29 protein-coding genes are annotated in these 19,129 nt (G+C 67.0%); all 29 read left to right on the top strand.

Going from position 1 to position 19,129, the window contains the following annotated elements:
• Positions 1–14 precede the first annotated feature (14 nt).
• The 29 genes from ABT009_RS14975 to rpsM all read left to right on the top strand — a co-directional run bounded on the left by ABT009_RS14975 (position 15) and on the right by rpsM (position 19,097).
• Positions 15–3,212, top strand: coding sequence for a glycosyl hydrolase 115 family protein (locus ABT009_RS14975; protein WP_351293487.1), 3,198 nt, complete (start codon positions 15–17; stop codon positions 3,210–3,212).
• Positions 3,213–3,278: 66 nt separating this feature from the next.
• A complete protein-coding gene (locus tag ABT009_RS14970) occupies positions 3,279–4,361 on the top strand; it encodes an endo-1,4-beta-xylanase (RefSeq protein WP_351293484.1) in 1,083 nt (360 codons plus the stop codon).
• A gap of 472 nt (positions 4,362–4,833) precedes the next feature.
• Complete coding sequence (rpsJ, locus tag ABT009_RS14965) at positions 4,834–5,142, top strand: 30S ribosomal protein S10 (RefSeq protein WP_003948644.1); 309 nt, start codon at positions 4,834–4,836, stop codon at positions 5,140–5,142.
• Between the two features lie 18 nt (positions 5,143–5,160).
• Positions 5,161–5,805, top strand: coding sequence for a 50S ribosomal protein L3 (gene rplC, locus ABT009_RS14960; protein ID WP_351293481.1), 645 nt, complete (start codon positions 5,161–5,163; stop codon positions 5,803–5,805).
• 8 nt (positions 5,806–5,813) lie between these two features.
• Positions 5,814–6,464, top strand: coding sequence for a 50S ribosomal protein L4 (rplD, locus tag ABT009_RS14955; RefSeq protein ID WP_351293478.1), 651 nt, complete (start codon positions 5,814–5,816; stop codon positions 6,462–6,464).
• Positions 6,464–6,880 (top strand): 50S ribosomal protein L23, encoded by a 417-nt coding sequence (gene rplW, locus ABT009_RS14950; RefSeq protein ID WP_351293476.1) that lies wholly within the window; start codon positions 6,464–6,466, stop codon positions 6,878–6,880. Before rplD ends, rplW begins: the two co-directional genes overlap by 1 nt.
• A 38-nt stretch (positions 6,881–6,918) precedes the next feature.
• Entirely contained in the window at positions 6,919–7,755 is an 837-nt protein-coding gene (gene rplB, locus ABT009_RS14945) for a 50S ribosomal protein L2 (RefSeq protein WP_020132633.1), read from the top strand.
• Between the two features lie 12 nt (positions 7,756–7,767).
• Complete coding sequence (gene rpsS, locus ABT009_RS14940) at positions 7,768–8,049, top strand: 30S ribosomal protein S19 (RefSeq protein WP_010986346.1); 282 nt, start codon at positions 7,768–7,770, stop codon at positions 8,047–8,049.
• Between the two features lie 42 nt (positions 8,050–8,091).
• A complete protein-coding gene (gene rplV, locus ABT009_RS14935; RefSeq protein ID WP_003974262.1) occupies positions 8,092–8,439 on the top strand; it encodes a 50S ribosomal protein L22 in 348 nt (115 codons plus the stop codon).
• Entirely contained in the window at positions 8,439–9,275 is an 837-nt protein-coding gene (gene rpsC, locus ABT009_RS14930) for a 30S ribosomal protein S3 (RefSeq protein WP_351293471.1), read from the top strand. Before rplV ends, rpsC begins: the two co-directional genes overlap by 1 nt.
• Positions 9,276–9,280: 5 nt before the next feature.
• Entirely contained in the window at positions 9,281–9,700 is a 420-nt protein-coding gene (rplP, locus tag ABT009_RS14925) for a 50S ribosomal protein L16 (RefSeq protein WP_351293468.1), read from the top strand.
• Positions 9,700–9,924: a 50S ribosomal protein L29 gene (gene rpmC / locus ABT009_RS14920; protein WP_010036720.1), complete on the top strand. Its 225-nt coding sequence runs from the start codon at positions 9,700–9,702 to the stop codon at positions 9,922–9,924. Before rplP ends, rpmC begins: the two co-directional genes overlap by 1 nt.
• Positions 9,924–10,208, top strand: coding sequence for a 30S ribosomal protein S17 (rpsQ, locus tag ABT009_RS14915; protein WP_181659086.1), 285 nt, complete (start codon positions 9,924–9,926; stop codon positions 10,206–10,208). The genes rpmC and rpsQ overlap by 1 nt, the downstream gene beginning before the upstream one ends.
• Positions 10,209–10,305: 97 nt before the next feature.
• Entirely contained in the window at positions 10,306–10,674 is a 369-nt protein-coding gene (gene rplN, locus ABT009_RS14910) for a 50S ribosomal protein L14 (protein ID WP_003956455.1), read from the top strand.
• A gap of 2 nt (positions 10,675–10,676) precedes the next feature.
• On the top strand, positions 10,677–11,000 hold the full coding sequence (gene rplX, locus ABT009_RS14905) for a 50S ribosomal protein L24 (RefSeq protein WP_053674523.1): 324 nt from the start codon (positions 10,677–10,679) through the stop codon (positions 10,998–11,000).
• Positions 11,000–11,557, top strand: coding sequence for a 50S ribosomal protein L5 (rplE, locus tag ABT009_RS14900; RefSeq protein WP_077796752.1), 558 nt, complete (start codon positions 11,000–11,002; stop codon positions 11,555–11,557). Before rplX ends, rplE begins: the two co-directional genes overlap by 1 nt.
• Before the next feature lie 5 nt (positions 11,558–11,562).
• Positions 11,563–11,748 (top strand): type Z 30S ribosomal protein S14, encoded by a 186-nt coding sequence (locus tag ABT009_RS14895; protein ID WP_003956452.1) that lies wholly within the window; start codon positions 11,563–11,565, stop codon positions 11,746–11,748.
• A 210-nt stretch (positions 11,749–11,958) separates the two neighbouring features.
• Positions 11,959–12,357: a 30S ribosomal protein S8 gene (rpsH, locus tag ABT009_RS14890; protein ID WP_055706474.1), complete on the top strand. Its 399-nt coding sequence runs from the start codon at positions 11,959–11,961 to the stop codon at positions 12,355–12,357.
• A gap of 24 nt (positions 12,358–12,381) precedes the next feature.
• Entirely contained in the window at positions 12,382–12,921 is a 540-nt protein-coding gene (gene rplF / locus ABT009_RS14885) for a 50S ribosomal protein L6 (protein WP_351293461.1), read from the top strand.
• Between the two features lie 3 nt (positions 12,922–12,924).
• The gene (gene rplR, locus ABT009_RS14880) at positions 12,925–13,308 is read left to right on the top strand and encodes a 50S ribosomal protein L18 (RefSeq protein WP_351293458.1); all 384 of its coding nucleotides are present in this window, start codon (positions 12,925–12,927) and stop codon (positions 13,306–13,308) included.
• Positions 13,309–13,351: 43 nt separating this feature from the next.
• On the top strand, positions 13,352–13,957 hold the full coding sequence (gene rpsE, locus ABT009_RS14875) for a 30S ribosomal protein S5 (protein ID WP_016434633.1): 606 nt from the start codon (positions 13,352–13,354) through the stop codon (positions 13,955–13,957).
• The gene (gene rpmD / locus ABT009_RS14870; RefSeq protein ID WP_181659089.1) at positions 13,957–14,139 is read left to right on the top strand and encodes a 50S ribosomal protein L30; all 183 of its coding nucleotides are present in this window, start codon (positions 13,957–13,959) and stop codon (positions 14,137–14,139) included. Before rpsE ends, rpmD begins: the two co-directional genes overlap by 1 nt.
• 2 nt (positions 14,140–14,141) lie before the next feature.
• Positions 14,142–14,597, top strand: coding sequence for a 50S ribosomal protein L15 (rplO, locus tag ABT009_RS14865; RefSeq protein WP_030745257.1), 456 nt, complete (start codon positions 14,142–14,144; stop codon positions 14,595–14,597).
• 234 nt (positions 14,598–14,831) lie between these two features.
• Positions 14,832–16,145 carry a preprotein translocase subunit SecY gene (secY, locus tag ABT009_RS14860; protein ID WP_351293453.1) on the top strand — a complete coding sequence of 438 codons (1,314 nt, stop codon included), beginning with the start codon at positions 14,832–14,834 and terminating at the stop codon, positions 16,143–16,145.
• Complete coding sequence (locus ABT009_RS14855) at positions 16,145–16,801, top strand: adenylate kinase (RefSeq protein WP_351293450.1); 657 nt, start codon at positions 16,145–16,147, stop codon at positions 16,799–16,801. Before secY ends, ABT009_RS14855 begins: the two co-directional genes overlap by 1 nt.
• Before the next feature lie 309 nt (positions 16,802–17,110).
• Entirely contained in the window at positions 17,111–17,947 is an 837-nt protein-coding gene (gene map, locus ABT009_RS14850) for a type I methionyl aminopeptidase (RefSeq protein WP_351293447.1), read from the top strand.
• Between the two features lie 141 nt (positions 17,948–18,088).
• Positions 18,089–18,310: a translation initiation factor IF-1 gene (infA, locus tag ABT009_RS14845; protein WP_003948620.1), complete on the top strand. Its 222-nt coding sequence runs from the start codon at positions 18,089–18,091 to the stop codon at positions 18,308–18,310.
• A gap of 76 nt (positions 18,311–18,386) precedes the next feature.
• Entirely contained in the window at positions 18,387–18,500 is a 114-nt protein-coding gene (gene rpmJ, locus ABT009_RS14840; protein ID WP_003974245.1) for a 50S ribosomal protein L36, read from the top strand.
• A 216-nt stretch (positions 18,501–18,716) separates the two neighbouring features.
• Entirely contained in the window at positions 18,717–19,097 is a 381-nt protein-coding gene (rpsM, locus tag ABT009_RS14835; protein WP_153289108.1) for a 30S ribosomal protein S13, read from the top strand.
• The last annotated feature ends 32 nt before the right edge of the window (positions 19,098–19,129 follow it).

The following is a 19,129-nucleotide window of genomic DNA, read 5'->3' as shown; positions in this document are numbered from 1 at the left end:
CGGAGGAGCGTTTCATGGAGAGGTCTGTCCCGCCACGGCCGAGCCGCAGAGCCGTACTGGGGACGGGCGCGGGTGCCGGTCTCGGTGCCCTGACGCTGACCGGGCTCGGAACCGTTCCGGGGCTTTCCGGCGTCGCGCAGGCGGCCTCAGCGGAGCCTGCGGAGGCCGACGGGATCCGGCCGACGGATCCCGGGTCCTACGTCTCCTTCACGGCGAAGGCGGGCGCCTTTCCGCTCGTACGCGACGGTCGGGCCGTGCCACTCGTGGTGAGCGCGGACGACCACACCGGCGTCGTGCGCGTCGTGGGTGACCTGCGGGACGACATCGAGCGAGTCACGGGCGTGCGTCCGCGCCTGCTGAAGGGCGACGTGCCGAGCGGCTCCCGCGAGATCACCGTGATCGGCACCATCGGGCGCAGCCCGCTGATCGACCGTCTCGTCGAGACCGGCAAGCTCGACGTCGACGGAATCAAGGGCAAGTGGGAGACGCCCCTGCAGACCGTGGTCGAGCAGCCGCTGCCGGGCGTCGACCGGGCGTTCGTCATCGCGGGCAGCGACCCGCGCGGCACGATCTTCGGCGCGTACGACGTCTCGCTCGGGATCGGCGTCTCGCCCTGGTACTGGTGGGACGACGTCCGCCCGGTCCACCGCGACGCGCTGTACGTCCTGCCGGGCCGCCACACCCAGGGCACCCCGGCAGTGAAGTACCGCGGCATCTTCATCAACGACGAGAACCCGGCCCTCGGCACCTGGGCGCCCGCCTACTTCGGCGCCGGCAAGGCCTCGGGCTACCCGGGCGGCTTCAACGCCGACTTCTACGCCAAGGTCTTCGAGGTCCTGCTGCGCCTGAAGGCGAACTACCTGTGGCCGGCGGTGTGGGGCCGCGCCTTCGCCGAGGACGACCCGCAGAACCACGCCCGCGCCAAGGAGTACGGGATTGTCATGGGCACCTCTCATGAGGCGCCGATGATGCGCGGCATCGAGGAGTGGAACCGGCATGCCGTCGCCGCCAAGCGCGACAGCAGCGGGACCATCACGACCCCGGGCCACGACCCGTACGGCGGCACCGGCGAATGGTCCTTCCGGCGCAACGCCGAGGCCATCAAGGCGTACTGGACCGACGGCATCCGCCGCATGGTCGACCAGGACTTCGAGGGCGTGGTCACCCTCGGCATGCGCGGCAACGGCGACACGAGCCTGCCCGACGGCGACGGCATCGGGCTGATGCAGGAGATCATCGCCGCCCAGCGCGAGATCATCGCCGAGGTCACCGGCAAGGACCCCGCCTCGATCCCGCAGGTGTGGACCCTCTACAAGGAGGTCCAGCGCTACTGGGACCGCGGCCTGCGAGCCCCCGACGACGTCACCGTCGTCCTGACCGACGACAACTGGGGCAACATCCGCAAGCACCCCGACCCGTCGGAGCCCGCCCGGAGCGGCGGATACGGCCTCTACTACCACTTCGACTACGTGGGTGCCGGCCGCAACTACAAGTGGGTGGACACCACCTCGCTGCCGAACATGTGGGACCAGCTGCGCCAGGCCATCGCCTACGGCAACCACGGCCTGTGGGTCACCAACGTCGGCGATCTCAAGGGCAACGAACTGCCCACCCAGTTCTTCCTCGACTACGCCTGGAACCCCAGCCGATGGGGCCAGGAGGACATCCCCGAGTGGGAGCGCCGCTACGCCCGGCAGAACTTCGGTGAGGCCCAGACCTCCGCCATCGCCGAGGTGCTCGCCACGTATGCCCAGCTGCAGTCGCGCCGCAAGCCCGAGTCGCTCAACCGCCGCATCACCCTGAACCCGGCGAAGGACCCGGCCAAGGACTCCTCGGCGATCGTGTTCGACGACAAGGCGACGCCGTTCTCGGTCACCGGCCACCGGGAGCTGGAGCGGGTCACCGACGAATGGCGCAAGCTCGCCAAGGCCGCCGACCGGATCGCCCGGCACCTTCCGGAGGCCGACCAGGACGCCTGGTTCGAGCTCGTCGGCTACGAGGTGCAGGCCACCGCGAATGTCTACGCCCTGCGCGAGGCCCAGTTCACCAACCTGCATTACGCGAGACAGGGACGCGCCGCCACCAACGATCTGGCGGCTGCGGCCGAGGCCCGGCTCGCCGAGGACTTCGCGCTCGCCGACCGCTTCAACTCCCAGGTGGCGGGCGGCAAGTGGAAGGGCTTCCAGACCCAGCCGCACATCGGCTACGGCGACGTGGAACGCTACGGCCCGAACGCCTCCTGGCAGCAGCCCGAGAAGAACAACGTCGCCCTCCCGGACGAGATCTTCCCGGCGGTCAAGCGCATCGAGGTGCCGGACGCCGCGGACATGGGCGTGGCGATCGACGGCTCCGACGACTGGTGGCCGGGAGCCGAGGGCCCGGCGGTGCTGCCCGTCTTCAGCCCGTACCAGACACGCCCCGACCAGTACATCGAGGTCTTCAACCGGGGCAGGGAGCCCTTCGACTACCGCATCACGCCGTCCGTGCCGTGGATCACGGTCGACCGTCCGGAGGGCCGGATCGAGCAGCAGGTGCGGGCGACCGTGACCGTGGACTGGTCCAAGGCGCCGCGCGGCCGGACGGAGGCGGACATCGCCGTGCACGGGCCGGACGGCGCCACCGTCACCGTCAAGGCGATCGCCGAGCACACGTCCGCCCGTGGCCTCAGCGGTTTCGTCGAGGCGGGCGGCTATGTCGCGATCGACGCGGAGCACCGCACGCGCGCGGTCGGCGCCGGGGACATCCGCTGGCAGCGCATCGACCGCATCGGGCGTACGGGAGCCGGCATGACGCCCGTCCCCGTCACCGCCGCCCGCCAGGCGCCCGGCGGTAGCTCGCCCCGCCTGGAGTACGAGGTGACCCTGCACGCCGCAGGGCCGGTCACCGTGTGGGCGTATCTCTCGCCGCGCAACCCGGCCCTGCCGACCGGCGGCCTGCGCTACGCGGTCTCCTTCGACGACGACGCCCCCCAGACCGTCGACATCACCGCGGTGACCGGTGCCGACGACGGAGTGATGAACGCCCAGTGGGCCCGGAACACCTCCGACAACGTCAACCTCACCGCCACCCGGCACAGCCTCGCCCAAGCCGGAGTGCACCGCCTCAACTTCTGGATGGTCGACCCGACCGTCGTCCTCCAGCGCCTGGTGATCGACACCGGGGGCCTCACGCCCACGTACCTCGGGCCTCTGGAGAGCCACCGCGTGCGCTGAGGGTCACCACGGCCCGTACCACCCGTACCGACGAACCCGTACCACCCGCATCTACAAAGGACGAACATGACGCGTTTCCGCACGCCCATCACCGCCCTCGCGCTGCTCGGCGCCACACTCGTGGTCACCGGGGCGCCGACGGCCGCTGTCGCCTCGGAGTCCGCCTCCTCCACGACGGGTGCCCCGCTCCGGGCGTACGCCGACCGTGCGGACGTACGCATCGGCACCGCCGTGGACATGACGGCCCTGGCCGAGGACAAGACATACAGGAGAACGACCGCGAGGGAGTTCACCTCGCTCACCGCCGAGAACGTCATGAAGTGGGAGGCCGTAGAGCCGCAGCGCGGGGTGTACGACTGGTCCAAGGCCGACGCCCTCGTGCGCTTCGCCAAGGACAACGACCAGGCCGTGCGCGGCCACACCCTCATCTGGCACAACCAGCTGCCGAAGTGGCTGACCTCCGGCGTCGCCGACGGGTCGATCGACGCGGACGAGCTGCGCGGCATCCTGAAGAACCACATCACCACCCAGGTCGAGCACTTCAAGGGCAAGATCTACCAGTGGGACGTCGTCAACGAGGTCTTCAACGACGACGGCACCCTGCGCAACTCGATCTGGCTGCAGAAGCTCGGCCCGTCCTACATCGCCGACGCCTTCCGCTGGGCCCACGAGGCCGACCCCAAGGCGAAGCTGTTCGTGAACGACTACAACGTCGAGGGCGTCAACGCGAAGTCCACGGCCTACTACAACCTGGTCGGCGAGCTGCTCGCCGAGGGCGTCCCGGTCCAGGGCTTCGGCATCCAGGGCCACCTCGGCATCCAGTACGGCTTCCCGGGCGATGTCGCCGCGAACCTGAAGCGCTTCGAGGACCTGGGCCTGGAGACTGCCTTCACTGAGGTCGACATCCGGATGATCATGCCCGCGGACGACACGAAGCTCGCGAAGCAGGCCGACTACTACCGCGGCCTGCTCGACGCCTGCCTCGCCGCGACCAGCTGCAAGTCCTTCACGGTCTGGGGCTACACCGACAAGTACAGCTGGGTCCCCGGCGTCTTCACCGGCCAGGGCGCGTCGAACCTGCTGGACGAGAACTTCGTGCCGAAGCCGGCGTACTTCGCGGTGCGTGAGGAGCTGGCCTCGGGCCGCTGATCCTGCCGACCACACACCGGTGCCCCGGCCGCGCTCGGCCGGGGCACCGGTGTGTGGTGACACCCAAAGGTTTGATCTGAGCTCGGCACCGGGTACTCTCTTCGGCCCGATTGGCGATGGCCCCGTCCCGTATGGCAGACTATCGGGGTTGCTCGGTTGAGTGCCGATGCTGCGCGCCTCCCGCCGGGAGGACCGGAAGCGAGTCCCACAGTACTCGTCGCCTCTTCTCAGGGGCGGAAGTACGGGAATCTTCCGGGAAGTGTCAGCGGGGTACCGGCCAGGCGCCCGGCGGGTGGTCTCACCCCCGTCCCGCGGTTGACGATCGCAGCCCCTAGCAGGGAAATCCGTATGGATATCCGTGTCAGCGGGGGTGCGACACGCCCGACCGCGTGGGTCGGAGAAGAGGCCCGGCTTTCACGAGCCGGCCCCCGGGTTCCAGAGCGTTTTCGAGAGACAGGACTACGAAGTAGCCATGGCGGGACAGAAGATCCGCATCCGGCTCAAGGCCTACGACCACGAGGTCATCGACTCTTCGGCGAAGAAGATCGTCGAGACGGTGACCCGTACTGGTGCGTCGGTCGCGGGCCCGGTGCCGCTGCCCACTGAGAAGAACGTGTACTGCGTCATCAAGTCGCCGCACAAGTACAAGGACTCGCGCGAGCACTTCGAGATGCGCACGCACAAGCGCCTGATCGACATCCTCGACCCGACTCCCAAGACCGTTGACTCTCTGATGCGACTCGACCTCCCGGCCGGTGTCGACATCGAGATCAAGCTCTGAGGCGCGGTGATCTGAGAGATGGCTAAGCAGATCAAGGGCATCCTGGGCGAGAAGCTCGGCATGACGCAGGTATGGGACGAGAACAACCGTGTCGTCCCGGTGACCGTCGTCAAGGCCGGCCCCTGCGTCGTTACCCAGGTCCGTACGAACGACAGTGACGGCTACGAGTCGGTCCAGATCGCCTTCGGCGAGATCGACCCGCGCAAGGTGAACAAGCCCCTCAAGGGCCACTTCGCCAAGGCCGACGTCACCCCCCGTCGCCACCTCGTCGAGATCCGTACCGCTGACGCCAGCGAGTACACCCTCGGCCAGGAGGTCAGCGCCGACACCTTCGAGGCCGGCGTGAAGGTCGACGTCACCGGCAAGAGCAAGGGCAAGGGCTTCGCCGGTGTCATGAAGCGCCACAACTTCCGTGGCCTCGGCGCCGGGCACGGTACCCAGCGCAAGCACCGCTCTCCCGGTTCCATCGGTGGCTGCGCCACCCCGGGCCGCGTGTTCAAGGGCCTCCGCATGGCGGGCCGCATGGGCAACGAGCGGGTCACCACCCAGAACCTGACCGTCCACGCCGTTGACGCGGAGAAGGGTCTGCTGCTCATCAAGGGCGCGGTTCCCGGTCCGAACGGCGGCCTCGTCCTGGTCCGCACCGCGGCCAAGGGGGCCTGAGGTAACCGATGAGCACTGTTGACATCCTTTCGCCGGCAGGCGACAAGGCCGGTACCGTCGAGCTCCCCGCGGAGATCTTCGACGCCAAGGTCAGCATTCCGCTGATCCACCAGGTCGTCGTCGCCCAGCTGGCCGCTGCCCGCCAGGGCACGCACAAGACCAAGACTCGTGGCGAGGTCCGCGGCGGTGGCAAGAAGCCGTACCGCCAGAAGGGCACCGGCCGCGCCCGTCAGGGCTCGACCCGTGCGCCGCAGTTCGCCGGCGGTGGCGTCGTCCACGGCCCGCAGCCGCGTGACTACTCGCAGCGGACCCCGAAGAAGATGAAGGCCGCCGCCCTGCGCGGTGCCCTCACCGACCGGGCCCGCAACAACCGCATCCACGTCGTCTCCGGCGTGGTCGAGGGCGAGATCTCCACCAAGGCCGCGAAGACGCTGCTTGGCAAGATCAGCGAGCGCAAGAACGTGCTCCTGGTCGTCGAGCGCAACGACGAGGCCGCGCTGCTCTCCGCCCGCAACCTGCCCCAGGTGCACATCCTGGAGCCGGGCCAGCTGAACACGTACGACGTGCTCGTCTCGGACGACGTGGTCTTCACCCAGGCCGCCTTCGAGTCCTTCGTGTCTGGCCCCAAGGCCGATGAGACCGAAGGGAGCGAGGCCTGATGGCTACGCGTCACCCGAGCATTGCCCCCAAGGCCGCCAAGGCCGCGAAGGCCGCGCGCATCGCCAAGGCGAAGCGCCACGCCACCGAGGGCAAGAACACCGTTGAGACCCCGCTGAGCAAGTCCTTCACGGACCCCCGTGACGTGCTCCTCAAGCCGGTCGTCTCCGAGAAGAGCTACGCGCTTCTCGACGAGGGCAAGTACACCTTCGTCGTGGACCCGCGTGCGAACAAGACCCAGATCAAGCAGGCCGTCCAGGCGGTCTTCTCGGTCAAGGTCACCGGGGTCAACACGATCAACCGCCAGGGCAAGCGCAAGCGGACCAAGAGCGGCTTCGGCAAGCGTGCCGACAGCAAGCGCGCGATCGTGACCCTCGCCGAGGGCGACCGTATCGACATCTTCGGCCAGGCCTCCTAACGGAGCGCCCTGGTCCGATATCGGACGAGGACTGAGAAATGGGAATCCGCAAGTACAAGCCGACGACTCCGGGCCGTCGTGGCTCCAGCGTCGCCGACTTCGTCGAGGTCACGCGGTCCACGCCGGAGAAGTCGCTGGTCCGCCCGCTGCACAGCAAGGGCGGCCGTAACAACGCCGGTCGTGTGACCGTTCGCCACCAGGGTGGCGGACACAAGCGCGCCTACCGAGTGATCGACTTCCGTCGTCACGACAAGGACGGCGTGCCGGCGAAGGTCGCGCACATCGAGTACGACCCCAACCGCACCGCGCGCATCGCGCTGCTGCACTACGCGGACGGCGAGAAGCGCTACATCCTCGCCCCGCGCAACCTGTCGCAGGGCGACCGCGTCGAGAACGGTCCCGGGGCCGACATCAAGCCGGGCAACAACCTGGCGCTCCGCAACATCCCGGTCGGTACCACGATCCACGCGATCGAGATCCGTCCCGGTGGCGGTGCCAAGTTCGCCCGCTCCGCCGGTGCCTCGGTGCAGCTGCTCGCGAAGGAGGGCACCATGGCCCACCTCCGCATGCCCTCCGGTGAGATCCGCCTGGTCGACCAGCGCTGCCGCGCCACGGTCGGCGAGGTCGGCAACGCCGAGCAGTCGAACATCAACTGGGGCAAGGCCGGTCGTAAGCGCTGGCTGGGTGTCCGCCCGACCGTCCGCGGTGTGGCGATGAACCCGGTTGACCACCCGCACGGTGGTGGTGAGGGCAAGACCTCCGGTGGTCGCCACCCGGTCTCGCCGTGGGGTCAGAAGGAGGGTCGTACTCGTTCGCCGAAGAAGGCTTCGAACAAGTACATCGTCCGCCGCCGCAAGACGAACAAGAAGCGCTAGGAGCGGGTTTAGATGCCGCGCAGTCTCAAGAAGGGGCCCTTCGTCGACGACCACCTGATCAAGAAGGTGGACGCCCAGAACGAAGCCGGTTCCAAGAACGTCATCAAGACCTGGTCCCGTCGCTCGATGATCATCCCGGCCATGCTCGGCCACACGATCGCGGTGCACAACGGCAAGACCCACATTCCGGTGTTTGTCACCGAGTCGATGGTCGGCCACAAGCTCGGCGAGTTCTCGCCGACGCGCACCTTCCGGGGTCACGTCAAGGACGACCGGAAGTCGAAGCGCCGCTAGTAGCGGGGTGGAATGACCATGACAGACACTGGAAGGACAACCATGGAAGCCAGGGCCCAGGCGCGGTACATCCGCGTCACGCCCATGAAGGCCCGCCGCGTGGTGGACCTTATCCGTGGCATGGATGCCACGGAGGCTCAGGCGGTCCTGCGTTTCGCCCCGCAGGCCGCGAGCGTGCCGGTCGGCAAGGTGCTTGACAGCGCCATCGCCAACGCCGCGCACAACTACGACCACACCGACGCCGACAGCCTCTTCATCTCCGAGGCGTACGTCGACGAGGGCCCGACCCTGAAGCGGTTCCGTCCGCGTGCCCAGGGCCGCGCCTACCGGATCCGCAAGCGGACCAGCCACATCACCGTGGTCGTCAGCAGCAAGGAAGGAACCCGGTAATGGGCCAGAAGGTTAACCCGCATGGGTTCCGGCTCGGCATCACCACGGACTTCAAGTCCCGCTGGTACGCCGACAAGCTGTACAAGGACTACGTCAAGGAAGACGTCGCCATCCGTCGGATGATGACGTCCGGCATGGAGCGCGCCGGTATCTCGAAGGTTGAGATCGAGCGCACCCGTGACCGCGTGCGGGTGGACATCCACACCGCGCGTCCCGGCATCGTCATCGGCCGCCGTGGCGCCGAGGCCGACCGCATCCGCGGTGACCTCGAGAAGCTCACGGGCAAGCAGGTCCAGCTGAACATCCTCGAGGTCAAGAGCCCCGAGACCGACGCTCAGCTGGTTGCTCAGGCCGTTGCCGAGCAGCTGTCCTCCCGCGTCTCCTTCCGTCGCGCCATGCGTAAGAGCATGCAGGGCACGATGAAGGCCGGCGCCAAGGGCATCAAGATCCAGTGTGGTGGCCGTCTCGGCGGCGCCGAGATGTCCCGCTCGGAGTTCTACCGCGAGGGCCGCGTGCCCCTGCACACGCTTCGCGCGAACGTCGACTACGGCTTCTTCGAGGCCAAGACGACCTTCGGCCGCATCGGTGTGAAGGTCTGGATCTACAAGGGCGACGTCAAGAACATCGCCGAGGTCCGCGCCGAGAACGCTGCTGCCCGCGCCGGCAACCGCCCGGCCCGTGGCGGCGCCGACCGCCCGGCCCGTGGTGGCCGCGGTGGCGAGCGTGGCGGTCGCGGTCGTAAGCCGCAGCAGCAGTCGGCTCCGGCTGCCGAGGCCCCCAAGGCCGAGGCTCCCGCCGCTGCCGCTCCGGCTGAGAGCACCGGAACGGAGGCCTGACCGACATGCTGATCCCCCGTAGGGTCAAGCACCGCAAGCAGCACCACCCGAAGCGCCGTGGTCAGGCCAAGGGCGGTACGACGGTTGCGTTCGGCGAGTACGGCATCCAGGCCATCACGCCGGCGTACGTGACCAACCGCCAGATCGAGGCGGCTCGTATCGCGATGACCCGTCACATCAAGCGTGGCGGCAAGGTCTGGATCAACATCTACCCGGACCGCCCGCTGACCAAGAAGCCTGCCGAGACCCGCATGGGTTCCGGTAAGGGTTCGCCGGAGTGGTGGGTCGCGAACGTTCACCCGGGCCGGGTGATGTTCGAGCTGTCCTACCCGAACGAGAAGATTGCGCGTGAGGCGCTTACCCGCGCTGCTCACAAGCTTCCGATGAAGTGCCGCATCGTGCGGCGCGAGGCAGGTGAAGCGTGATGTCGGCCGGCACCAAGGCGTCCGAGCTGCGCGAGCTGGGCAACGAGGAGCTCCTCAACAAGCTCCGCGAGGCCAAGGAAGAGCTGTTCAACCTCCGCTTCCAGGCGGCGACCGGTCAGCTCGAGAACCACGGCCGTCTGAAGGCGGTCCGTAAGGACATCGCCCGGATCTACACCCTGATGCGTGAGCGCGAGCTCGGCATCGAGACGGTGGAGAGCGCCTGATGAGCGAGAGCAACGTGACTGAGAACAAGACCGAGCGCGGTTTCCGCAAGACCCGTGAGGGTCTGGTCGTCAGCGACAAGATGGACAAGACCGTCGTCGTCGCTGTCGAGGACCGCGTCAAGCACGCGCTGTACGGCAAGGTCATCCGCCGTACCAGCAAGCTCAAGGCCCACGACGAGCAGAACGCCGCAGGCGTCGGCGACCGTGTCCTCCTCATGGAGACCCGGCCGCTGTCCTCGACGAAGCGCTGGCGCATCGTCGAGATCCTCGAGAAGGCCAAGTAACCCCTCCGAGGGGCATCCCCCTCGGACCAGTTCCGCCAGGCTCCGGGGGCTGTGAACCACAGCCCCCGGGGAACCGGCAGACGATCAGGAGATAGACGTGATCCAGCAGGAGTCGCGACTGCGCGTCGCCGACAACACTGGTGCGAAGGAAATCCTTTGCATCCGTGTTCTCGGTGGTTCCGGTCGCCGCTACGCGGGCATCGGTGACGTCATCGTCGCCACCGTCAAGGACGCGATCCCCGGTGGCAACGTGAAGAAGGGTGACGTCGTCAAGGCGGTCATCGTTCGCACCGTCAAGGAGCGCCGCCGCCAGGACGGCTCGTACATCCGCTTCGACGAGAACGCCGCCGTCATTCTGAAGAACGACGGCGACCCTCGCGGCACCCGTATCTTCGGCCCCGTGGGCCGTGAGCTGCGCGAGAAGAAGTTCATGAAGATCATCTCGCTCGCGCCGGAGGTGCTGTAAGCATGAAGATCAAGAAGGGTGACCTGGTCCAGGTCATCACCGGCAAGGACAAGGGCAAGCAGGGCAAGGTCATTGCCGCTTACCCGCGCGACGAGCGTGTCCTGGTCGAGGGTGTCAACCGGGTCAAGAAGCACACCAAGGCCGGCCCGACGGCCCGCGGCTCCCAGGCCGGCGGCATCGTCACGACCGAGGCCCCGATCCACGTGAGCAACGTTCAGCTCGTCGTGGAGAAGGACGGCAACAAGGTCGTCACTCGCGTCGGTTACCGCTTCGACGACGAGGGCAACAAGATCCGCGTTGCCAAGCGGACGGGTGAGGACATCTGATGGCTACCACCACGACTCCGCGTCTCAAGACGAAGTACCGCGAGGAGATCGCGGGCAAGCTGCGTGAGGAGTTCTCGTACGAGAACGTCATGCAGGTTCCGGGCCTCGTCAAGATCGTGGTCAACATGGGTGTGGGCGACGCCGCCCGCGACTCCAAGCTGATCGAGGGCGCCATCCGCGACCTCACCACGATCACGGGCCAGAAGCCGGCCGTCACCAAGGCCCGCAAGTCCATCGCGCAGTTCAAGCTGCGTGAGGGCCAGCCGATCGGTGCCCACGTCACGCTCCGTGGCGACCGCATGTGGGAGTTCCTGGACCGCACCCTGTCGCTCGCGCTCCCGCGCATCCGCGACTTCCGTGGTCTGTCCCCCAAGCAGTTCGACGGCCGTGGCAACTACACCTTCGGTCTCACCGAGCAGGTCATGTTCCACGAGATCGACCAGGACAAGATCGACCGCACCCGGGGTATGGACATCACCGTGGTGACCACGGCGACCAACGACGCTGAGGGCCGTGCGCTCCTTCGTCACCTCGGCTTCCCCTTCAAGGAGGCGTGAGCGAGATGGCGAAGAAGGCTCTGATTGCCAAGGCTGCTCGCAAGCCCAAGTTCGGTGTGCGTGCGTACACCCGCTGCCAGCGCTGCGGCCGTCCGCACTCCGTGTACCGCAAGTTCGGCCTGTGCCGTGTGTGCCTTCGTGAGATGGCTCACCGCGGCGAGCTGCCGGGCGTGACCAAGAGCTCCTGGTAATCCCCTAGTTCAGGGGAGACCGGAGTCTCTCGGTAAGCAGAGGGTCGTCGGGTGCCCTGCCTTCCATGGCTTAGGCTAGGAGGGTTGGGCGCCCGCCGCCCGTACGACTTACTACGCCGTAGGTCCCCGCGCCGCACCCGTCCCGCCCATGAGTGGGGAGAGGGATGGCGCATACAGGAAACCCCGGCGAGAGAGGCCGAAGGCCAATTCATGACCATGACTGATCCGATCGCAGACATGCTTACGCGTCTGCGGAACGCGAACTCGGCATACCACGACTCGGTGTCGATGCCGCACAGCAAGATCAAGTCGCACATCGCGGAGATCCTCCAGCAGGAGGGCTTCATCACGGGCTGGCGCGTCGAGGACGCCGAGGTCGGCAAGAACCTCGTCCTCGAGCTGAAGTTCGGCCCGAACCGTGAGCGCTCCATCGCGGGCATCAAGCGGATCTCCAAGCCCGGTCTCCGGGTGTACGCGAAGTCCACCAACCTGCCGAAGGTGCTCGGCGGCCTCGGCGTGGCGATCATCTCCACGTCCCACGGGCTCCTCACCGACAAGCAGGCCGGCAAGAAGGGCGTGGGTGGGGAAGTCCTCGCCTACGTCTGGTAGCGGAAGGGAACGGAGGAAACAGCTATGTCGCGTATTGGCAAGCTCCCCATCACGGTTCCCGCCGGCGTGGACGTCACCATCGACGGCCGTACGGTCCAGGTGAAGGGCCCCAAGGGCGCCCTCTCTCACACCGTTGCCGCGCCGATCGACATCGTTAAGGGCGAGGACGGCGTTCTCAACGTCACCCGTCCGAACGACGAGCGTCAGAACAAGGCCCTGCACGGCCTGTCCCGCACGCTGGTGGCGAACATGATCACCGGCGTGACCCAGGGTTACGTGAAGAAGCTCGAGATCAGCGGTGTCGGTTACCGCGTCGTGGCGAAGGGCTCGAACCTCGAGTTCTCGCTCGGCTACAGCCACCCGATCCTGATCGAGGCGCCCGAGGGCATCTCGTTCAAGGTCGAGAACCCGACCCACTTCTCCGTCGAGGGCATCGACAAGCAGAAGGTCGGCGAGGTTGCGGCCAACATCCGCAAGCTGCGCAAGCCCGACCCGTACAAGGCCAAGGGCGTCAAGTACGAGGGCGAAGTCATCCGCCGCAAGGTCGGAAAGGCGGGTAAGTAAGCCATGGCATACGGTGTGAAGATCGCCAAGGGCAATGCCTACAAGGCGACTGCCATCAAGCGCCGCCACATCCGCATCCGCAAGAGGATCTCGGGTACGGCCGAGCGTCCGCGCCTGGTCGTGACGCGCTCGAACCGCCACATCGTGGCCCAGGTCATCGACGACATCAAGGGTCACACCCTGGCGTCGGCGTCGACCCTGGACACGTCGATCCGCGGTGGCGACGGCGACAAGTCCGCGGCCGCCGGCAAGGTCGGCGCCCTGCTCGCCGAGCGTGCCAAGGCCGCGGGTGTCGAGGCCGTCGTGTTCGACCGTGGTGGCAACAAGTACGCCGGGCGCATCGCCGCCCTGGCGGACGCCGCCCGCGAAGCCGGCCTGAAGTTCTGAGCCGGTTCCGTAGCTCAGCGGAAAACGAAGAGAGGTAATTCCAATGGCTGGACCCCAGCGCCGCGGAAGCGGTGCCGGTGGCGGCGAGCGGCGGGACCGGAAGGGCCGTGACGGCGGCGCAGCTGCCGCCGAGAAGACCGCGTACGTTGAGCGCGTCGTCGCGATCAACCGCGTCGCCAAGGTTGTGAAGGGTGGTCGTCGCTTCAGCTTCACCGCGCTGGTCGTGGTGGGCGACGGTGACGGCACCGTGGGTGTCGGTTACGGCAAGGCCAAGGAGGTGCCGGCCGCCATCGCCAAGGGTGTTGAGGAGGCCAAGAAGCACTTCTTCAAGGTCCCCCGTATCCAGGGCACCATCCCGCACCCGATCCAGGGTGAGAAGGCTGCCGGCGTCGTGCTGCTCAAGCCCGCGTCCCCGGGTACCGGTGTTATCGCCGGTGGTCCGGTGCGTGCCGTGCTCGAGTGCGCCGGTATCCACGACATCCTGTCGAAGTCGCTCGGCTCCGACAACGCGATCAACATCGTGCACGCGACCGTGGAGGCCCTGAAGGGCCTGCAGCGTCCCGAGGAGGTCGCGGCCCGCCGCGGTCTGCCCCTCGAGGACGTCGCCCCCGCGGCTCTCCTGCGTGCGCGTGCGGGAGCGGGTGCGTAATGGCTCGCCTCAAGATCACGCAGACGAAGTCGTACATCGGCAGCAAGCAGAACCACCGTGACACCCTGCGGACCCTGGGCCTCAAGCGCCTGGGTGACGTGGTCGTCAAGGAGGACCGCCCCGAGTTCCGCGGCATGGTTCGCCATGTCCGTCACCTCGTGACGGTCGAGGAGGTCGACTGATCATGGCGGAGCAGAACCCGCTCAAGATCCACAACCTCCGTCCCGCCCCGGGCGCCAAGACCGCCAAGACCCGCGTCGGTCGTGGTGAGGCGTCGAAGGGTAAGACGGCCGGTCGTGGTACCAAGGGCACCAAGGCCCGCTACCAGGTTCCGGAGCGCTTCGAGGGTGGCCAGATGCCGCTGCACATGCGCCTCCCGAAGCTGAAGGGCTTCAAGAACCCGTTCAAGACCGAGTACCAGGTCGTGAACCTCGACAAGCTGGCCGCGCTCTACCCCGAGGGTGGCGAGGTCACCGTCGAGGGTCTGGTGGCCAAGGGTGCCGTTCGCAAGAACAGCCTCGTCAAGGTCCTCGGCCAGGGCGAGGTCTCCGTGGCGCTGCAGGTGACGGTCGACGCCGTCTCCGGCTCCGCCAAGGAGAAGATCACCGCCGCCGGCGGTACCGTCACCGAGCTCGTCTGATCCTTCGGACGACGGGCTTGATGACCTGAACGATCCCACCGGGGATGCTCCACAAAAGGGGTATCCCCGGTTGGTCGTTCCAGGGGAGCACGGACGCCGGTAAGGTGGCCTGCACTGTTAACTTTTCGCCTGGTGTGCCTCCAGGGGGGCGCCAGGCGGCTTGACCGATACGTATTCGTCGAACCTCAAGACCGTCACCTCTGACGCATGTGCGCGGGGGTCGCAGGAGGCACCGTGCTCACCGCGTTCGCCCGGGCGTTCAAGACGCCCGACCTGCGCAAGAAGCTGCTCTTCACGCTCGGCATCATCGTGGTCTACCGGATCGGGGCGCACATCCCGATCCCGGGCGTCAGCTATAAGAACGTCCAGCAGTGTATGGACCAGGCGAACGCCAACCAGGGCCTCTTCGGCCTGGTGAACATGTTCAGCGGCGGCGCTCTGCTGCAGATCACGGTCTTCGCGCTCGGCATCATGCCGTACATCACGGCGAGCATCATTCTCCAGCTGCTGACCGTGGTGATCCCGCGCCTCGAGGCCCTGAAGAAGGAGGGCCAGGCCGGTACGGCGAAGATCACGCAGTACACGCGCTATCTGACCGTGGCGCTCGCGATCCTGCAGGGCACCGGCCTGGTCGCCACCGCGCGCAGCGGCGCGCTGTTCCAGGGCTGCCCGGTGGCCAGCCAGATCGTCCCCGACCAGTCGATCTTCGTGACCATCACCATGGTCATCACCATGACCGCGGGCACGGCCGTCGTGATGTGGCTCGGTGAGCTCATCACCGACCGCGGCATCGGCAACGGCATGTCGATCCTGATGTTCATCTCGATCGCCGCCACCTTCCCGAGCGCCATGTGGGCCATCAAGAAGTCGGGCAAGCTCGCGGACGGCTGGATCGAGTTCGGCATCGTGATCCTCGTCGGCCTCGTCATGGTGGCCCTGGTGGTCTTCGTCGAGCAGGCCCAGCGCCGTATCCCCGTGCAGTACGCGAAGCGCATGATCGGCCGCCGTTCGTACGGCGGCACGTCGACGTACATCCCGCTCAAGGTCAACCAGGCGGGTGTGATTCCTGTCATCTTCGCGTCGTCGCTGCTCTACATCCCGGCGCTGATCGCTCAGTTCGCCGGAGGGAACTCGGGCTGGAAAACGTGGATCGACCAGCACCTCACCAAGGGTGACCACCCGTACTACATCGTCAGCTACTTCCTGTTGATCGTCTTCTTCGCCTTCTTCTACGTGGCGATCTCGTTCAACCCCGAGGAAGTTGCAGACAACATGAAGAAGTATGGTGGCTTCATCCCGGGCATCCGGGCTGGCCGACCGACCGCTGAGTACCTGAGCTACGTACTCAACCGGATCACCTGGCCGGGCTCGCTGTATCTGGGCCTGATCGCTCTCGTTCCGACGATGGCATTGGCCGGCTTCGGCGCGAACCAGAACTTCCCGTTCGGCGGGACGAGCATCCTCATCATCGTGGGTGTGGGCCTGGAGACCGTGAAGCAGATCGAGAGCCAGCTCCAGCAGCGCAACTACGAAGGGTTCCTCCGCTGATGCGTATCGTCCTTGTCGGGCCGCCTGGTGCGGGTAAGGGAACGCAGGCCGCGTTCCTCGCCAAGAACCTGTCGATCCCGCACATCTCCACGGGCGACCTGTTCCGAGCCAACATCAGCCAGGGCACGGAACTGGGCAAGCAGGCGAAGGCGTACATGGACGCCGGCAATCTGGTGCCGGACGAGGTCACCATCGGGATGGCCAAGGACCGCATGTCGCAGCCGGACGCCGAGCAGGGCTTCCTGCTCGACGGCTTCCCGCGCAACGTGTCCCAGGCCGAGGCGCTCGACGAGACGCTCAAGGCCGAGGGCATGAAGCTCGACGCCGTGCTCGACCTCGAGGTCCCCGAGGACGAGGTGGTCAAGCGCATTGCCGGCCGCCGCGTGTGCCGCAAGGACTCCAGCCACGTCTTCCACGTGACGTACAGCCCGCCGAAGCAGGAAGGCGTCTGCGACGTCTGCGGTGGCGAGCTCTACCAGCGTGACGACGACAGCGAGGAGACCGTCCGCAAGCGGCTCGAGGTCTACCACACGCAGACCGAGCCGATCATCGACTACTACCGGAACCAGGGGCTGCTGATCACGATCTCGGCGCTTGGGAAGGTGGACGAGGTCACTAAGCGGGCCATGGACGCGCTGAAGGGCGACGAGGGCTAGTTCGTACCTTTACGTTGCGTCGGCCGCGGCAATCCCTTCGGGGGTGCCGCGGCCGACGTGTATGTCGGGGTGCCCGTGGCCTTGGTTGCCCGGGGTGCGACGGGCGTGGCCGGCGTCGCGGGGTTCCGCTGTGCCCACCCGCACCCAAGCTCTCGGCTTCGCTCGAGCAGGGGGACCCCCATCGCCCCTTGCGGAACGATTGCCCACAGCGGGTTAGCCCGGTGCCCACAGCGGGGGGCGGCGGGGTTGTCACGGGGCCGTATCGTTGACGTAGCCCGTGCTTCCCCTTCAGAAAGGCGTCAGCCGCAGATGGTGCAGATCAAGACCCCCGAGCAGATCGCCAAAATGCGGGCGGCGGGCCTTGTCGTCGCCGCCATCCACGCGGCCACCCGCGAGGCCGCGGTGCCGGGTGCTACCACCCGTGACCTGGACGAGGTCGCTCGCAAGGTGCTCGACGAGCATGGGGCGAAGTCGAACTTCCTGGGCTACGGCGGCTTCCCCGCCACCATCTGCACCTCGGTGAACGAGGTCGTCGTCCACGGCATCCCGGACGACAAGACCGTCCTGAAGGACGGCGACATCATCTCCATCGACTGCGGCGCCATCGTCGACGGCTGGCACGGAGACGCGGCGTACACGGCGTTCGTGGGCGGCGGTCACGCTCCGGAGCTCATCGAGCTCTCGCGGGTGACCGAGGAGTCGATGTGGGCCGGGATCGCCGCGATGAAGAACAGCAACCGGCTCGTGGACATCTCCCGCGCCATCGAGACGTACATCCGGCGCCAGCCCAAGCCCGGCGGCGGCAAGTACGGGATCATCGAGGACTACGGCGGCCACGGCATCGGCACCGAGATGCACATGGACCCGCACCTGCTGAACTACGTCGAGCGCCGACGCGGCAAGGGCCCCAAGCTGGTCCCCGGCTTCTGCCTCGCGATCGAGCCCATGGTGAGTCTCGGCACACCGAAGACCCAGGTCCTCGAGGACGACTGGACGGTCATCACGACCGACGGCACCTGGTCGTCCCACTGGGAGCACTCCGTCGCTCTGACGGGGGACGGTCCGTTGGTCCTGACGGCCCCGGACGGTGGCAAGGCCAAGCTGGCGGAGTACGGGATCACGGCGGCCCCGGACCCCTTGGCGTAACGATCACCCCATGCGGGCATTCTTTGTCGATTCGTCTTTCAGAGGGCGCTGACGTAGACTGACTCGTCGGCTCTCGTGCACTCGCATGCCCGCATGCGCTCGTGCGGAGTCGATCAAGGTAGTCGATTCGAAGGGCGAAGCGTGGCCAAGAAGCAAGGTGCCATCGAGATCGAGGGCACTGTCGTCGAGTCTCTTCCGAACGCCATGTTCAAGGTCGAGCTCCAGAACGGCCACCAGGTCCTGGCACACATCAGCGGCAAGATGCGCATGCACTACATCCGCATCCTCCCTGACGACCGGGTCGTGGTGGAGCTGTCTCCGTACGACCTGACGCGTGGCCGGATCGTCTACCGGTACAAGTAGATCTTGCCCGCACCCCTCCCCGGTTCCTCCCGGTACCGGGACGGGGTGGTGGCACTGACCCGGAGAACCTCACCTAATGAAGGTCAAGCCGAGCGTCAAGAAGATCTGCGACAAGTGCAGGGTGATCCGCCGTCACGGCCGGGTCATGGTCATCTGCGACAACCCGCGCCACAAGCAGCGCCAGGGCTGACGCACGACCGCACCCTCTGCACACCGCAGATCTCGCGCGACGCAAGCACATATGTACATACGCAGGGCCCGGATCCGAGTGATCCGACACCCCCGGTCGGAGGCCGGGGACCCGGTTCGTACCGATTCTTCGGCGGCTTTTTTGAAAGACGCGAAGAGGACGGCGGGCGGGATTCGGTTCTGCGGAAGACCTCCGACAGACAACTGGAGCCATTGAATGGCACGCGTTTCCGGTGTTGACATCCCGCGCGAAAAGCGCGTGGAGGTTGCCCTCACCTACGTGTTCGGCATCGGCCGGACCCTTTCCCAGCAGACGCTGGCCGAGACCGGCGTGAACCCGAACACCCGCGTTCGTGACCTCTCCGAGGAGGAGCTGGTCAAGATCCGCGAGTACGTGGACGCCAACCTGAAGACCGAGGGTGACCTCCGTCGTGAGGTTCAGGCCGACATCCGCCGCAAGGTCGAGATCGGCTGCTACCAGGGTCTGCGCCACCGCCGTGGCCTGCCCGTCCACGGTCAGCGCACCAGCACCAACGCCCGCACCCGCAAGGGCCCGCGTCGCGCCATCGCCGGTAAGAAGAAGCCGGGCAAGAAGTAGTCCACAGCGGACGCTCACCAGCGGTCTTCGCT

It is taken from the genome of Streptomyces sp. NPDC002896 (genome assembly GCF_040295225.1).
Lineage (GTDB): Bacteria > Actinomycetota > Actinomycetes > Streptomycetales > Streptomycetaceae > Streptomyces.
The sequence above is the reverse complement of the archived record's forward strand: the minus strand, read 5'-3'. Positions and strand labels throughout refer to the sequence as shown.

Excerpts from the sequence above, each read along its gene's own strand:
- ABT009_RS14970 (WP_351293484.1), top strand. The coding sequence starts at position 3,279 with ATGACGCGTTTCCGCACGCCCATCACCGCCCTCGCGCTGCTCGGCGCC.
- rplF (WP_351293461.1), top strand. The coding sequence starts at position 12,382 with ATGTCGCGTATTGGCAAGCTCCCCATCACGGTTCCCGCCGGCGTGGAC.
- rplW (WP_351293476.1), top strand. The coding sequence starts at position 6,464 with ATGGCTACGCGTCACCCGAGCATTGCCCCCAAGGCCGCCAAGGCCGCG.
- rplV (WP_003974262.1), top strand. The coding sequence starts at position 8,092 with ATGGAAGCCAGGGCCCAGGCGCGGTACATCCGCGTCACGCCCATGAAG.
- ABT009_RS14855 (WP_351293450.1), top strand. The coding sequence starts at position 16,145 with ATGCGTATCGTCCTTGTCGGGCCGCCTGGTGCGGGTAAGGGAACGCAG.
- map (WP_351293447.1), top strand. The coding sequence starts at position 17,111 with ATGGTGCAGATCAAGACCCCCGAGCAGATCGCCAAAATGCGGGCGGCG.
- rpsC (WP_351293471.1), top strand. The coding sequence starts at position 8,439 with ATGGGCCAGAAGGTTAACCCGCATGGGTTCCGGCTCGGCATCACCACG.
- rplC (WP_351293481.1), top strand. The coding sequence starts at position 5,161 with ATGGCTAAGCAGATCAAGGGCATCCTGGGCGAGAAGCTCGGCATGACG.
- rpmC (WP_010036720.1), top strand. The coding sequence starts at position 9,700 with ATGTCGGCCGGCACCAAGGCGTCCGAGCTGCGCGAGCTGGGCAACGAG.
- rplX (WP_053674523.1), top strand. The coding sequence starts at position 10,677 with ATGAAGATCAAGAAGGGTGACCTGGTCCAGGTCATCACCGGCAAGGAC.
- rpsQ (WP_181659086.1), top strand. The coding sequence starts at position 9,924 with ATGAGCGAGAGCAACGTGACTGAGAACAAGACCGAGCGCGGTTTCCGC.
- rpsM (WP_153289108.1), top strand. The coding sequence starts at position 18,717 with ATGGCACGCGTTTCCGGTGTTGACATCCCGCGCGAAAAGCGCGTGGAG.
- rplE (WP_077796752.1), top strand. The coding sequence starts at position 11,000 with ATGGCTACCACCACGACTCCGCGTCTCAAGACGAAGTACCGCGAGGAG.
- rpsH (WP_055706474.1), top strand. The coding sequence starts at position 11,959 with ATGACCATGACTGATCCGATCGCAGACATGCTTACGCGTCTGCGGAAC.
- ABT009_RS14895 (WP_003956452.1), top strand. The coding sequence starts at position 11,563 with ATGGCGAAGAAGGCTCTGATTGCCAAGGCTGCTCGCAAGCCCAAGTTC.
- rplB (WP_020132633.1), top strand. The coding sequence starts at position 6,919 with ATGGGAATCCGCAAGTACAAGCCGACGACTCCGGGCCGTCGTGGCTCC.
- ABT009_RS14975 (WP_351293487.1), top strand. The coding sequence starts at position 15 with ATGGAGAGGTCTGTCCCGCCACGGCCGAGCCGCAGAGCCGTACTGGGG.
- rplP (WP_351293468.1), top strand. The coding sequence starts at position 9,281 with ATGCTGATCCCCCGTAGGGTCAAGCACCGCAAGCAGCACCACCCGAAG.
- rpsJ (WP_003948644.1), top strand. The coding sequence starts at position 4,834 with ATGGCGGGACAGAAGATCCGCATCCGGCTCAAGGCCTACGACCACGAG.
- rplD (WP_351293478.1), top strand. The coding sequence starts at position 5,814 with ATGAGCACTGTTGACATCCTTTCGCCGGCAGGCGACAAGGCCGGTACC.
- rpmD (WP_181659089.1), top strand. The coding sequence starts at position 13,957 with ATGGCTCGCCTCAAGATCACGCAGACGAAGTCGTACATCGGCAGCAAG.
- rplR (WP_351293458.1), top strand. The coding sequence starts at position 12,925 with ATGGCATACGGTGTGAAGATCGCCAAGGGCAATGCCTACAAGGCGACT.
- rplO (WP_030745257.1), top strand. The coding sequence starts at position 14,142 with ATGGCGGAGCAGAACCCGCTCAAGATCCACAACCTCCGTCCCGCCCCG.
- rpmJ (WP_003974245.1), top strand. The coding sequence starts at position 18,387 with ATGAAGGTCAAGCCGAGCGTCAAGAAGATCTGCGACAAGTGCAGGGTG.
- rpsE (WP_016434633.1), top strand. The coding sequence starts at position 13,352 with ATGGCTGGACCCCAGCGCCGCGGAAGCGGTGCCGGTGGCGGCGAGCGG.
- rpsS (WP_010986346.1), top strand. The coding sequence starts at position 7,768 with ATGCCGCGCAGTCTCAAGAAGGGGCCCTTCGTCGACGACCACCTGATC.